This is a genomic window from Pseudomonas sp. P5_A12 (genome assembly GCF_056400685.1).
On the sequence record NZ_JBFUKU010000044.1, the window covers coordinates 1 to 12,792 of the forward strand.

13 protein-coding genes and 1 pseudogene are annotated in these 12,792 nt (G+C 59.5%); 3 read left to right on the forward strand and 11 right to left on the reverse strand.

The annotated features are described in order from the left end of the window. A partial coding sequence (locus AC1DSG_RS09080) for an NHL repeat-containing protein (RefSeq protein WP_477790583.1) occupies window positions 1-447 on the reverse strand: 447 nt, incomplete at its 3' end. 148 nt (window positions 448-595) lie between these two features. Next, window positions 596-796: pseudogene (locus AC1DSG_RS09085) on the reverse strand (helicase); the annotation flags it as partial. 101 nt (window positions 797-897) lie between these two features. On the opposite strand from AC1DSG_RS09085, the gene AC1DSG_RS09090 reads away from it, so the two are divergent. Next, window positions 898-1,155 carry a hypothetical protein gene (locus AC1DSG_RS09090; RefSeq protein ID WP_477790584.1) on the forward strand — a complete coding sequence of 86 codons (258 nt, stop codon included), beginning with the start codon at window positions 898-900 and terminating at the stop codon, window positions 1,153-1,155. After that, the gene (locus AC1DSG_RS09095) at window positions 1,152-1,916 is read left to right on the forward strand and encodes a Fic family protein (protein WP_477790585.1); all 765 of its coding nucleotides are present in this window, start codon (window positions 1,152-1,154) and stop codon (window positions 1,914-1,916) included. Before AC1DSG_RS09090 ends, AC1DSG_RS09095 begins: the two co-directional genes overlap by 4 nt. Before the next feature lie 35 nt (window positions 1,917-1,951). On the opposite strand, the gene AC1DSG_RS09100 is transcribed toward AC1DSG_RS09095, so the two are convergent. Next, window positions 1,952-2,335, reverse strand: a complete 384-nt coding sequence (locus AC1DSG_RS09100) for a helicase (protein WP_477790586.1) — start codon at window positions 2,333-2,335, stop codon at window positions 1,952-1,954. Between the two features lie 487 nt (window positions 2,336-2,822). Here AC1DSG_RS09100 and AC1DSG_RS09105 point away from each other — a divergent pair, with 487 nt between their 5' ends. Further along, entirely contained in the window at window positions 2,823-3,203 is a 381-nt protein-coding gene (locus tag AC1DSG_RS09105) for a DUF6124 family protein (RefSeq protein WP_477790587.1), read from the forward strand. A gap of 147 nt (window positions 3,204-3,350) precedes the next feature. On the opposite strand, the gene AC1DSG_RS09110 is transcribed toward AC1DSG_RS09105, so the two are convergent. The 8 genes from AC1DSG_RS09110 to AC1DSG_RS09145 are packed head-to-tail and all read right to left on the reverse strand — an operon-like array spanning window position 3,351 to window position 12,708. Then, window positions 3,351-4,367, reverse strand: coding sequence for a serine/threonine-protein kinase (locus tag AC1DSG_RS09110; protein WP_477790588.1), 1,017 nt, complete (start codon window positions 4,365-4,367; stop codon window positions 3,351-3,353). Beyond that, window positions 4,364-5,092, reverse strand: coding sequence for a PP2C family protein-serine/threonine phosphatase (locus AC1DSG_RS09115; RefSeq protein ID WP_477790589.1), 729 nt, complete (start codon window positions 5,090-5,092; stop codon window positions 4,364-4,366). Before AC1DSG_RS09115 ends, AC1DSG_RS09110 begins: the two co-directional genes overlap by 4 nt. After that, the gene (gene tssM / locus AC1DSG_RS09120; RefSeq protein ID WP_477790590.1) at window positions 5,092-8,607 is read right to left on the reverse strand and encodes a type VI secretion system membrane subunit TssM; all 3,516 of its coding nucleotides are present in this window, start codon (window positions 8,605-8,607) and stop codon (window positions 5,092-5,094) included. Before tssM ends, AC1DSG_RS09115 begins: the two co-directional genes overlap by 1 nt. Window positions 8,608-8,620: 13 nt before the next feature. Beyond that, window positions 8,621-9,508: a type IVB secretion system protein IcmH/DotU gene (gene icmH / locus AC1DSG_RS09125; RefSeq protein ID WP_477790591.1), complete on the reverse strand. Its 888-nt coding sequence runs from the start codon at window positions 9,506-9,508 to the stop codon at window positions 8,621-8,623. Window positions 9,509-9,513: 5 nt separating this feature from the next. Then, window positions 9,514-10,845 carry a type VI secretion system baseplate subunit TssK gene (gene tssK / locus AC1DSG_RS09130; protein ID WP_477790592.1) on the reverse strand — a complete coding sequence of 444 codons (1,332 nt, stop codon included), beginning with the start codon at window positions 10,843-10,845 and terminating at the stop codon, window positions 9,514-9,516. Window positions 10,846-10,847: 2 nt separating this feature from the next. Next, window positions 10,848-11,348 (reverse strand): type VI secretion system lipoprotein TssJ, encoded by a 501-nt coding sequence (gene tssJ / locus AC1DSG_RS09135; protein WP_477790593.1) that lies wholly within the window; start codon window positions 11,346-11,348, stop codon window positions 10,848-10,850. Window positions 11,349-11,353: 5 nt separating this feature from the next. After that, a complete protein-coding gene (gene tagH, locus AC1DSG_RS09140; protein ID WP_477790594.1) occupies window positions 11,354-12,550 on the reverse strand; it encodes a type VI secretion system-associated FHA domain protein TagH in 1,197 nt (398 codons plus the stop codon). Between the two features lie 17 nt (window positions 12,551-12,567). Next, on the reverse strand, window positions 12,568-12,708 hold the full coding sequence (locus AC1DSG_RS09145; protein WP_007894589.1) for a hypothetical protein: 141 nt from the start codon (window positions 12,706-12,708) through the stop codon (window positions 12,568-12,570). Window positions 12,709-12,792: the final 84 nt, after the last annotated feature.

The following is a 12,792-nucleotide window of genomic DNA, read 5'->3' on the forward strand; positions in this document are numbered from 1 at the left end:
CAGGTCGTAAATACTGATGGTGAGTTTTCCGTCCTTTTCAGGACCGAAGGAGGAGTCCAGCTGGCCATCCTGAAGTTGTCTAACGACCGCGAGATCAATTACACCGTCCGAGCGCTCTACAGTGCCTGTGATCAGCCATCCGCCATTTTCCAAGGGACGCAGATGGCGCCCAGAGAACCTGACCCCTTCCTTGAAAGGAACTTCGACGACTCCCTGATTCCCAAAAGTCAAATCAAGCGAACCGTCCTCTTTCAGCCTTGCGACCTTGGCCGGAGAGTTCTCTGACCCTAAAGCGCCGATAAGCAGCAGCAATTTTTTGTCGGGTAGAGGGAGAACCGAATCAGGGACCCTACCGACAACTCCGTCGAAAGGCAGCTCAAGAACGCCCCCGTTACCAAAGGTTGGATCATAAAATTCTAATGATTTTTTGCTTTGCGCCTGATACATGACCGCGCTCCATCGTGGTGTGAAAGGATGTCCTCTAGGGACACCACCACAATGGAACACTCAAACGCCGGTCGAAACACCTGTCATAGATGACAGTTCAGCATTCCCTGCAAGCCAAATAGCTGACCTGTCGAGCCATCGAAGCCACTTAATGAGTAGCAGCAGGCTTCTTCCTCGGCTTCAAATACTTGGTCAACCCTTGAAACCAGATCACCAGCGCCGGATTCCCTTTGATCTGAATCGACTTGTCCTGAATCCCCTGCATAAACGCCAACTGCTTGTTCTTCGCCTGCATCGTCGCAAAGCCATACGCCGCATCCTTGAAGGCAATCGCAAACGCCGGCTCGGCGGTATGGAAGTCACGCTTTTCACCTGATCGTTGGCAATAAGCCAGCGAGGACAATAAGCAGGCGCCCTGCTATGATTTGACGGCAAATAGAGGGCTTTCCGATGACCCAAACAGCTGCTGTCAGTGTTGCAAGCCAAGTCCGTAAGCTTGCGAAAGAAAACAAGGTCACTGCTGAACGTGACGGCATGAGTCGTATGGCCGTGAGCATTACCCGCTTGGCTGGCGATGTCGTCGAGCTGGATGGCATCGAACAGTTGCTCGTCAATCTCAAGAGAAAAGGCGTTCTGAGCAAAGCTGAAATCCTGGCGCTCCAAGGGCGTTATCTTCAGGAAAGGCGTGCACAGAAACGTAGCGCATGACGTTTGATCCGTTCGGCGACTTCGAAACGGCTGGATATCTTCAAAACTCGCTGCAACTGAAAGATCCCACTGAAGTAAAAGAGTCGGAGCATCTTTCGTTCGAATTGAGTATCGAAGAAGCGCTTGCCTATTTGGCCAAGAAAAAACCAATCGATTACAAGACTGTACTCAACGTTCACGAAATCCTGTTCTCCGGCTTCTATCACTGGGCAGGAAAAGACCGGAACGAGCTTGTCCCTCACCTGGCAGTCTTCAAGGGCTCCCTCGACGATCCCCGCAGCACCGTGTTCGAGCGCCCGGACTCCATCAAGATGTCTGTCGACTATGGGCTTAAGCTAGCAGCTGACAAGAAACGCTTCAGAGACCATCCCGGCGGGGTGATGGGTCAGCTGGCTTTCGCACACCCCTTCCTTGACGGCAATGGGCGCACGATTCTATTAGTCTTCATGGAGCTCTGTTATCGAGCCGAGTTTGCCGTCGACTGGTCAAGGACGAGCAAAGACGACTACCTGCGGGCACTCAGCGACGAGATCCGAGAGCCTCGCGAGAGGCATCTCGATACCTACCTCAACCCGTTCGTAGTCGATATATCCAGTCGTGACGAGTGGCCAGAGACCATCGGTGGTATCAGAGGCCTGGATGGCCTGGACAAAGAAGACATCACATACGAAAACCTGGACAACCCGCAAGTCCAGCAGATCTACAAGACCTACCGGGCTCAGCCACTCGACGCCCGCGAGCCTCCTGAGTTGGATGGCTGAAGAGGCTAAGAATTTCGGCGAGCTACCTGAAAGACCTATGCCTTCGGCTTGGCCTTCTTCGGCTTCAAATACTTGGTCAACCCTTGAAACCAGATCACCAACGCCGGGTTGCCCTTGATCTGAATTGACTTGTCCTGAATCCCCGTCATAAACGCCAGCTGCTTGTTTTTCGCCTGCATCGTGGCAAAGCCATACGTCGCATCCTTGAACGCAATCGCAAACGCCGGCTCGGCATATACGCCCGACTTGCTGGTAATGCGTTGGTCTTTCACAAAGAAATGCCGCGCCACCTTCCCGTCCTGGGTCTGTAGCTGAAACACCAATGCCTTGTCACCCAACTGCTGCTGAAACGCAGGATTAGTCCGACTGGCCTTACCCATCAACAAACCCAGCATCCACAGAAGAAAACGAAATTTCATGCGCACAGCCTCAAGAGAAAAATAAACGGCCGGCGCAGTGTAGCGACTTCGGACGATAACGACAGCATCGCGTTGCGTTAGAAGAAGATGATGTGCTTTTTGACGCCGATGACTACCAAGTCATTGACGAGACGCGTGTGTTTAAAAGCGTGGAAGATTTGATCTTTCTACGCTCGACGCTATCGGAAGTTTCCTTCAACACGTGGGGTTGTTCGTGAACTAGGCAGCTTTGCATTCCGCCGATAGTCTTTGTTGGTCGCCGCAAATTCGGTGATACGGACGTGCAAGTCCGAATCCAGGTGCGCAATTGCTTATGGCTATTCGTCGAGCGTTTTCCTATGCTCGCGGATCGTAATGGCAGCTGTGCGTCGGAGACCCTCGGGTCTGCCGGTTCCTGGATCGGTCTTGCACACCAACGCACAGCTGCCACCACTTTCGAAGTGCAAAGCGAAACGGTGTCAGTCTCTTAATTCCAGGAGCTACATCAATGATCAAGCCAACACCGAATCCTCCAGAACACGAAGACACATCCCCCTACGAATCCCTCGAATCGAAGAAACTCCACGAAGCCGCCGAACGCGCCCTCAACCACCATCTCCCCCCGCCGCCCGAGAAGCCCAAGCCTCGAAAGGGCAACCTCTTCACCGTCTCTCCCGACATCGACACCGAAGCCCTCCTGGCCAACGCCTCGGAAGACCTGTTGTCCATCAGCACTATCGCCGCCAACCTGGCTGATGACGTTGACAGCACTCAGCGATCTGTAGCGCTGGCGCTTAGCAGGATGTCGGATGGAGTTCGGTTGTTGGTGGAGCGAGCGCTGGATCATATTGATTCGCCGACTCCGGCGGCGCATCGGGCGAAGGTGTAACGGAACCGTCGATAGAAAAAGGGGACTTTGCGTCTAATGCCGATCAGTTAAGCAATTTCTGCTGTAACGCAATTGTTGTAGCAGCTGGCGAAGCCTGCGTCGGCATTAGACTTTGCGCCCCCTTTCTCGAGAACGGGTAGTCATCCATTACGCCCGACGTCGCAGGCGTTGCAGCAAAGAGGAAGTGGCGCCCATCGCGTCACGCAGTTGTGCAGCGGTGATCGTTCGATCCGCCACATCGAAAGCCAGCGCCGTTCGCAGGGCGGGCCAACAGTGTTTTGGCAGGTTTCGTGGTGCGTGCAGCTCGCGTTCGAGTTGGCCGTCGCGGGCCTCGGTCGATGGCAAGCGGCGGTACGGGTGTTTGCCGCCGGCCAGTTCGTAGAGCACACAGGCCACGCCGTACACATCGGCACTGGCCGTCAGCGGCTGGCCTTCGAGCAATTCGGGGGCGGCGTAACCGGGGGTCCAGGCGTTGAAGCGGTCGCGGCTCAGGTGTGGCAGGCCGGGGAGAATGCCCTCCACGGCTTGGCCGAGGCCGAAGTCGAACAGGCGCACGCCTTCTTCACTGAGCATCACGTTGCTCGGTTTCATGTCACCGTGCAGCACGCCGCGCGCGTGGGCGTAGGACAGCGCATCGAGCAGCGGCAGCGCGATGTCGCGCAGTTCTTTCCACGGCAGGCCCAGGGGCCGCTCGCAGAGCAGTTTGTCCAGGGTCAGCCCACGCATGAGCTCCATGGTGAAAAAGGCGCGCTGGCAGCCGGTGTCCACTTCAAAGCTGTGCAAACGCAGCACGTTGCTGTGGCGCAAGCGCCGGGTCAGGGCGAACTCGCTGTAGAGCAAGGCGCTGGCGTCCGGTGATTCGGCAAATTCTTCGCTGAGGACTTTCAGCGCGAGGTAAGGGTCGGGATCGCCGAACTGTTCGTTCAGCAAATCCCGTGCGCGGTAAACCGCACCCATGCCGCCGGCACCGAGCAGGCGTTCGATGCGGTAACGGCCTGCGAGTACGTCCGGCATTTCACCGATGCTGGGCTTTGTCGGCACCAGCGCGGGTTCTGCCTTATGCGGCTTTCCGTTTAGAGAAGCGGCAAACGCAAAGTAAGTCAGGTTACTGGCGTCCTCGTCGCTCACCAGCAGGTCGTCGAGCGGCGGCATGAGCTGGGTCATTGGCGGATCACCACGGCCGTCAGGTTGTCCCGCGCCGAGCCACGCAGAGCGCCGTCGAACAGACGTTCCAGCGCAACATGCGGCGCGGTCAGGCTCAGCGCGCTGCCCAACGCATCGCTGCTCAAACTGTTGTACAAACCATCGCTGCACAACAGAAACGCATCGCCGGGATAAACCTCGAGTTCGAGCACGTCCAGGGTCAGTTGCTCGGCCGCCCCGACCGCACGGGTCAGGGCGTGGGCGGCAGGATGAGCCTTGGCCTCTTCGACGCTCATGTTTTGCTCGTCGATGAGTTGCTGTTGCAGCGAATGGTCCTTGGACAGCTGATACAAACGCTGGGCACGCCACAGGTAGCAACGGCTGTCGCCGGCCCAGATGCAGGCCGCGCGATTGCCGTCCACCAGCAGCGCCACCACGGTGCTGCCCATGATGCTGTCTTGGCGCCCGGCGGTGACGGTCAACTCCTGACCCAAGCGGCGATTGAGCCAGTGCAGGCACTGGCGAATGCCTTTGAGTCGTTCGCCGAAGTCGTCCTGCATCGGCAATTCCGCCAGGCTGGCGACGATCAACTGGCTGGCGATGTCGCCGCCCTGATGACCGCCCATGCCGTCCGCGACCACCCACAGCCCCTGCTGTGGACAGTCCAGGAAAGCATCTTCGTTGCGCGCCCGAACCTTGCCAGCGTCGGTCCTCGCAGCGCTGCGCCAGGGACTGGCCACCAGCATCAGAGCTGCACCGGCATACGGAAAGTGCGCAGCACGCCCAGGTCGAACGGGTTTGGCGTGCGCTGACTCGACAGCAAGTAGTTGGCGCGCAGGCCGCCTACATCAGCCTTGAGCACCAGCACGTCGCGACCGCTCAGGTACTCGGTCTGCATCAGGTCGAGCAGACGGAACAGCGACCACGGGCCGCTGTTCTTCTCGATGCCGATCGGGCGGCCGGCCATTCTGTCGAGGACCAGGCTGGTGCGGCCGTCTTCAGCGTCGGTCGGCCATTTGAACGACACCGGCACGATTGGGCCGTGACGGTATTCGATAGTCTTGTCGCCAAACTTGAATTCGGAACGGCTGACGGCCGGGTCGAGGGTGTACGGCTCCAGTTTGAACTGCACTTGCGGCTCGGCCGGGTTGATCGAGAAGAAGCTCTGGCGAATCACTTGGGCCGCCGCCATCTGGTCGAGATAGACCCTGGAGATCGGCAGGCTGTGACCGTCGATGCTGCGCAGGCGGTAGTTGCCCGGATCGCCGCTCACGAACGGACGCATGTAGGTGTCGAAGAAGCGATCATTGATACCCTGGGCCTTGAAGAACTCGCGGAAGTCGCTGATCGCCACGTCGCTGGTGCTGTGGGCGCTGAACGGATAACGCTTGTTGATCGCCTTGCCATAGAAGCTGTACAGCTCGCTCTGATAACGCTGGTTCAGGTACTGGTAGGAATCGTTGAGCACCAGGCGCCAGGTGTCTTCGGCCAACACGCTGAACCACACGCTGACCGGGCGCGGCAGACGGTTGGAGGCATTGCGCAAGTTGCTCAGCGCATCGCGCTGGCCGCTCATGCGGGTCTTGGCCATTTCGAATGCAGCCTGCTCAGGGGAGCTGGCGCGGGCCAGGCTCGCCAGTTGCATTTGCAGGTCATTGAGCGCCGTCAGGGCTGGAGTCAAATCAGCGGCCGGGCCGTTGTTGTCATCCAGCAGTCGATGCAGCGGTTCGAAGCGACGTTGCAGGGATTTTTTCGAGGTGTCTGGCAGGTTCTTGGTCATGCCCGCTGCCTTGTCAGCCGCAGCAGCTGCCAATTTTCCGAGCTTGCCACCCAGTTTCTCAGCCGCATCCACCGCTTCATCAGCGCTGTCAGCCACCACTCGGAAGCGCGTGTTTTCGCGCACTTCCACCAGCAGTTGCAGCACTGGGGAATTGGCCGAAGTCAGGCCCGCCAGTTGCTCGGCACCCTCGCCCGCGTCGTTGATCGGTGACAACGCCACTTGGCCGACCGCTTCACTCCAGAAGTTGGCGTAGTCGCGGAAGTACAGTTGCTCCAGTTCGACCATCAGGCGACGCAAGTCCATGCCACTGATGCCAGAGCCTTCGCCCAGCACCCAGTTGTCGCGCAGGATGTCAGTAACCAGCGCCGAACCCTGGACCGAGAAATACTGCTGGTAACCCTGTTGGGTGTAGAACCCCGGAATCACGTAATCGGTGCCGACAAACAGCGAACCTTGCGGCCCGAGGTGCTGGCTGAGGCGATAGTCCGGCAGGTTGCGAGCCTGCTCGCGCAGCATCCGGTAAACCACGTTGGCCAGCGATTCGCTGCGCAGTACCTGACGTGCTTGCGCCACCAGTTGGTCGTTCAGCGGGTAGATAAACGGCTGCTGGAGCAAACGTTCGAAGTGGGTGTTCAGACCGTTCTGCACGGCAGTGTTGCCGGCATAACGCTGGGACCATTGGGTGGCGACCCAGTCCTTGAGCCACGGGCCGTCGCGACGGTCTTTAATGTTCAGCATCAAGTACGCACGCAGGCTGTTGAGCAGACGTTCGCGGTCCTGCATGTTGGCGCGGATCTGCCCTTCCAGCAGCGTCGCGACCTTCGGCAGCAGTTGCGCTTCGAGCCCGTGCTCGTAGGCGGTCTTGACAACTGGATTGACGTCTTCGCCTTGGTACAGACCGCCACGCTCGTGGTAACCCACATCACCTGTTTTCGGGAACACCTGGGTCGCCGCGTAGGCAGTGTCGAGGGGCTTGAGCACCGCCATGGAATCATCACGCGCGGTCAGGGCCGAGCGCTGTTGAGTCCACTGGGTGGCCAGGTTGCGCAGGCTTTCCAGTCGCTCGTAGTTGGCCGAGAAACCACCGGCCCACAGCAGGCCGAACAGCGCCAGTGCCGCCAGCGTGCCCACGTACAAAGCACGCTGGCCCCAATGGATGCGGCTGCGTTCGCGCTTGTCCAGACCGGCCAGATCGGCCTCGGGGAAAATCACTCGGCTGAGCACATGGTGAATGAAGCGCGAGCGGCCGCTGCGCAGGGTCGGCAGCATGCCGCTATTCACGCCTACGTTGGCGCCAATAGCAGCTGCAGTCGCGTCCATTTCCTGGGTCAAGTGCGGTGCRCTGGTCAAATAGAAACCGCGCAACTGACTGGCACGCTGGTAGCGGTTGCCGGTGAACGCTGTGTCGACGAACAGGCACAGACGCTCGCCGAGCTGCCCCAGCTGATGCGGGAAGTCGAGGATGCGGCCACGGCGCTGGGCGTTGCGCTCCTGGTGCATGCGCATGATCACTTGGCTGTTGAGGCGATGCAGCAGCTCTTCGAACTCGGCGCGTAGCACGGCGACATCGGCGCCGCTCTGCTCTTTGCGCAAGCTGGTGCCGAGCACCTGATCGCTTTCTTCGCGGGTCAGTTGATCGAAGAACTCGTCGAAGCCGAGCAGCTTGTCGGCCTTGCTCAGCACCAGGTAAACCGGCACATTGACGTGGAGTTTTTGATGCACGTCCTGCAAGCGCGCACGTACCTGATCGGCCAGGGGCTCGAGGTCTTTCTCGTCGGGGCACAGCAGGGTCTCCACTGGAATGGTCACCAGCACGCCGTTCAACGGACGGTTGCGGCGACGCTTGCGCAGCAGATCGAGCAAGGTGCTCCAAGCACCGCCATCGACTCCGGCATCCGGCTGGGTCAGGTAGCGCCCGGCGGTATCGATCAGCACACCGTGGTCGGCGAAGTACCAGTCGCAATGACGGGTGCCGCGGGTGTCGCGGGTCAGTTTGCGCTCGATCTTGTTGATCGGAAACTCAAGGCCCGAGAAATCCAGCAGGCTGGTCTTGCCGCTGCCCTGCGGGCCGATCAGCAAGTACCACGGCAAATCACTGCGCCAGCGTTCGCTGCGACCGCGATACAGGCTCGAAGTCTTGAGGGTTTTCAAGGCGTCCTTGAAACGCACCTTCAGCTCTTTCTCTTCTTTGCCGATCAGCTCTTCGCGGCGGATACGATCCTGGCCGTCTTCAGTTTCTTCGACGGCTTTTTTACGCACACCAGCGCGCCAGCTGACGAAGACCATGGTCAGGCCCCAGATCAGGAACAGCATGCTGATGGTCAGCAAGCGGGAGGTCGAACCTTCCCAAAATTTGTAGTCGTCCACCGCCAGCAGCGGTCCGACGAACCACACCAGCAGCGCGGCAAAGAGCACCACCAGCAAGGTCCAGACCCAGGTCTTGCGCAAGAATTCGCCGACTTTCTTGAAAAACTTTTTCATCACACGTCCCTGTTTACGGCTGCGACTGCGGCTGGACCACGGTCGGATCAAGCGGCTGATAAGGTTGCAGAACGCTGTCGCGCTGCTCGCCCAAAACCCAGGCGAAACCCGAATACATCACCACCAGGCAGACCACGGTGAACAACACCACCATCCATGCCGGCACGATGCGCACCAGGCTGCGGCGCTGGTCGTTCAGGCCTTCCCAGTGCGGCGACAGTTCACGCGGCACGTCGCCACGCAATTGACGGATTTGCCGGTACAAGGCGTCACGGATGCCTTCGAGTTCGAGCATGCCGCGGGCTTGTACGCGGTACTTGCCCTCGAAACCGAGGGACAGGCACAGGTACATCAGCTCCAGCATCGGCAGGTGCTTGACCGGGTTTTTCGACAGGCTATCCAGCAGCTTGAAGAACTTCTCGCCACCGCAGGTTTCGTTGTGGACGCTGCTGAGCAGGCTCATCCGCGACCACTGGCTTTCGTTGCCCCACGGCGTGGTCACGACGGCTTCATCGACCACAGTGCACAGCACGTAACTGGCGGCCATTGCCTGACTATTTTCAGCGCCGTTGTGCAGTGCGCGCGCGTCAAACAGTTTGAGCCGGGTGGTCAGTCGTTCGTTGAGCGCGACCATGTCTTGACGGATGTCGCTGTGCTTGAGTCGTACCACTTCCGACAACAGATCGGAGGCCGCCGCCACCAGCGAATTGAGGCTGATGTTGAACGCTTCGGCCGGGCGCAGACGCGCGGCGTAGATCATCCGTTCTTCGAGCTGTTCGAAACGCGGCGGTGCGGCGAAATCAGTCAGCGGACTTTGCGCCGGGCCGTGGCCCTGGCCCTGGCCCTGGCGGTCGAGCAAGACGGTTTTATCGTCCTGATGGTGTTCCATATCCTTAATCATGTCGGTCAGTTCCTGATGGCCCAGAATTTCAGTTCAAGCTCGGGAAATTCGCCGGAGACATGGAACGCAAAGCCGCCGGAAAGCTCCAGTTCTGCAAGATCTGCGGAACTGAGTTCGAGGATGAAATAGGTTTTGTTGGAGTGGAACGCGATCTGTCGAGGGGCCACCGGCAACGGTTTGACCTTGATGCCCGGCAGATGCAGGTTGACCAGATGGCGGATGCGTTCCACCGGGCCGACCTTGAGGTGCGCTGGCAAGCGGTGGCGCAGTTCTTCGCAGTCGCAGTTGGCACTGGCCGCCAGCACGAACGACGCCGAGCCCAGCAGTTTGTGGTCGTGCAATGGCGAGACGATGATCCCGTACTGACGCTCCTGCAGGATCAGTTCGATGGCGTGCTGTTCCAGCACCATCGACAGCACCTGACGGATCGCTTCCATCAGCTTGCGAAAGCTCGCGCCCTGATCGCTGTGCTGGTAACGGCTGTCCAGGCGCGGGCGTTTGCTGTCGCTGGAGAAGGTCGCCAGATCACCAAGCATGGTCAGCAGCGTGCGGTACAACTCTTCCGGGTGCACCTGTTCCAGGCCGAGGTAGTGACGCAGCAACATTTCGGTGCGGTTGATCAGTTGCAGCATCATGAAGTCGCCGACTTCCGCACCGCCGACCTTGCCGTTGGAACGGATGCGGTCGGCGATGGTGTCGCCGCGGTGACCGAGCATGCTGATCACTTCTTTGAGGCACGACAGCAGGTAGCTGGAGGCATGTGCCTGAAGGTAGGTCGGCACGAAATCCGGATCGAGGCTGATCACGCCGTCGGGCGTGGTGTCGAGCACGTCGCAAATCTTCAGCTTCACGTAGGCCTGATCGGTCTGCTGCTCGCCGAGCAACAGCTTGAAGTCCGGGCGACCGCAGCTCACCTGGCTGGCGGAATCGTCGCCGGCATTGGAGTCGGCGACTTCCGATTCGTACGCGCTGTAGCGCGCCAGCACGTCGGATTGCTCCGCACGGCGCGACTCGATGTGGTTACCGGTCACCAGCGGCAAGGCCAGGTAGATCGGCGTGTTGCCGGTGTTCGGCGGCACATCCAGCGCCAGTGGTTCGGTGTTGCCGCCGAGTTCGAACAGACTACCGTCCGGCAGAATCCCCGAGGCCTGGCTGACCACCAGTTTGCCCATGTTGAGGAACTGCAAGTCGATGTCCAGGTTGAGGAAACCCCAGGTGTAACTGCCCAGCAACCGGGTGCGGGTCTTCATCTGGTGATCGTAGTAACGATCGTTGTGCTGGAAGTGCTGCGGACGCAGCAACATGCCTTCCTGCCAAATGACTTTATGGGTATTCATGATCAGTCTTCCGCCTTGGCGAGCGTTTCGAAGCTGTTGCGGATACCGGCCTGATCGAGCGTCAGGTCAGCGTCGGTGACGTCCACCGGGGTGATTTGCACCGTGTAGCGCCATTTGGTTTCCGGCAGGTCGCGGTAGGCGGCGAGCACGCCAACGTAGCGGCTGCCCTCCTCCACGCTGAGTTTCAGCTCAATGGTTTCGCCAGGGCGCAGCTCGAGTTCTTCGCTGGCCACCAGGTCTGGCGCCAGGGATTCCTTGGCGCGTTCATACAGGCTGAAGAAGTCGGCGTTTTCGAACGTCACCGGGTGCTTGAGCTCGAACAGGCGCACGACAATGGGCGACGGACGCCCGTTGAGGTCCGGATTCAGCTGATCGCTGGCAGTCAGTTTCAGGTTGAGTTTGGTCACTTTCGAATACGGCGACAGCGACGAGCAACCGGCCAACAGCACCAGGGCCGTGAGCGCCGTCAGCGTCTTGAAAAAAGCGGTCGAGCAGCGAGACATGCGCATCATCCTTGGTGGTCGGTGTGTAGGGTGGAAATCAGGCGGATCTGTTCTTCGTAAGCCTGAGCGAAGTCCCGGGCCAACAGGCGCTCGCTCCAGTCATCATCTTGACGCAGGGCCTGGTGATAACGGCCGTAGGCTCTCCAGCGACTGCCTGAGGTGGCGAGCAACGGCTTGTTGTCGCGCTCGAAACGCAGGGTCAATTGCTGCGGCGAAAAGTGCTCCAGCGTGCCGCGAACGGCGGCGCGGCTGGCGGTCAACAGCGCCACCTGATGCGCCTGCAAATCGCGGAATGCACGGGAGATCGCCTGTTCGGCCGGCAACTGGCCCGGCTTGTTCGGCTGCAACAAAATGCCCAGCGCTTCACTGGCATCGACGGCAAATTTCAGCGGATTTTTATGGGTGCCCTGCATGGTGGTCTGGGCCAGACGCAGTTCGTTTTTCAGTTCGCTGCGGGTGCGCAGGCTCTGCTGCAAACCGCTTGCGCTCTGCTTGAGCAGGCGTGCCGCGTTCAGCGCCAGTGCTTCGCGGGCGTCGTGGTCGAGGCCTTTCAGATCCACGCCCAGCGCGGCACCGAAATGCTCCCAAAAGCCTTCGCTCTGACGTTCGACCGCTTTCGGCGGCGGAGCCGGTGCGGGTTCTACCGGGGCGTTGATCAGCTCCGGGACCATCATGCTTTCCATGTCGATGCGCGCATAGTCGGCGCGCTGACGGGCGTCTTCGATGGTGGTGCTTGGGGAGATCAACTGCTCGATTTCCGAATACACACGCTCTTGCTGATCCAGTGCATTGAGCGGGTCGAGGTCGAGGAAGGCATCATCCGGAATGATGCTGCCCGCCGCTTGCGGACGGCCGACTTCCACGTCGAAAGTCGCCGGGTCGCGCACCAGGCGCGCACGGATTTCGAAATCACCCAGCACATAGACACTGCCGTGTTCGATACGCATCGCTTCGCCCTTGCGCAGGCGCGCGCCGCTTTCGCTGATCTGGATACCGTTGCTGCTGGTATCGGTCAGGAAAAACGTGCCTTCGCGGTAGCTGATTAACGCGTGGTGGTTGGACAGGTGACGCTTGCGGTCTGGAATGATCCAGTCGCAATCCTCACCGCGACCGATGACGCCACCGGCTTGTTTGAAGGTCTTCTGGCACAAATCCGTGGGTACGAATTGCTTGGTGTTGAGCATTTCGAAAACCAGTTCCATGGTGATACTCCTTGCGGTCACTTGCCGCGATTGACCGCCTGCGGATCACCCAATGGGCGATAGGTGTTGTCGTTGTATTTGTAGTTGCCGCTACAGCCGCCGAGGCCGCATAGAACGACGAGGGTCAGCAGCACGGCTTGCCAGTGACGAACAGGCATCAGAGGGTCTCCAGGGATAGACAAAGCAAACAGCACCGACCCGGTTGGGCGGTGCTATCAGATGCAGATGAAGTGAAATCGACG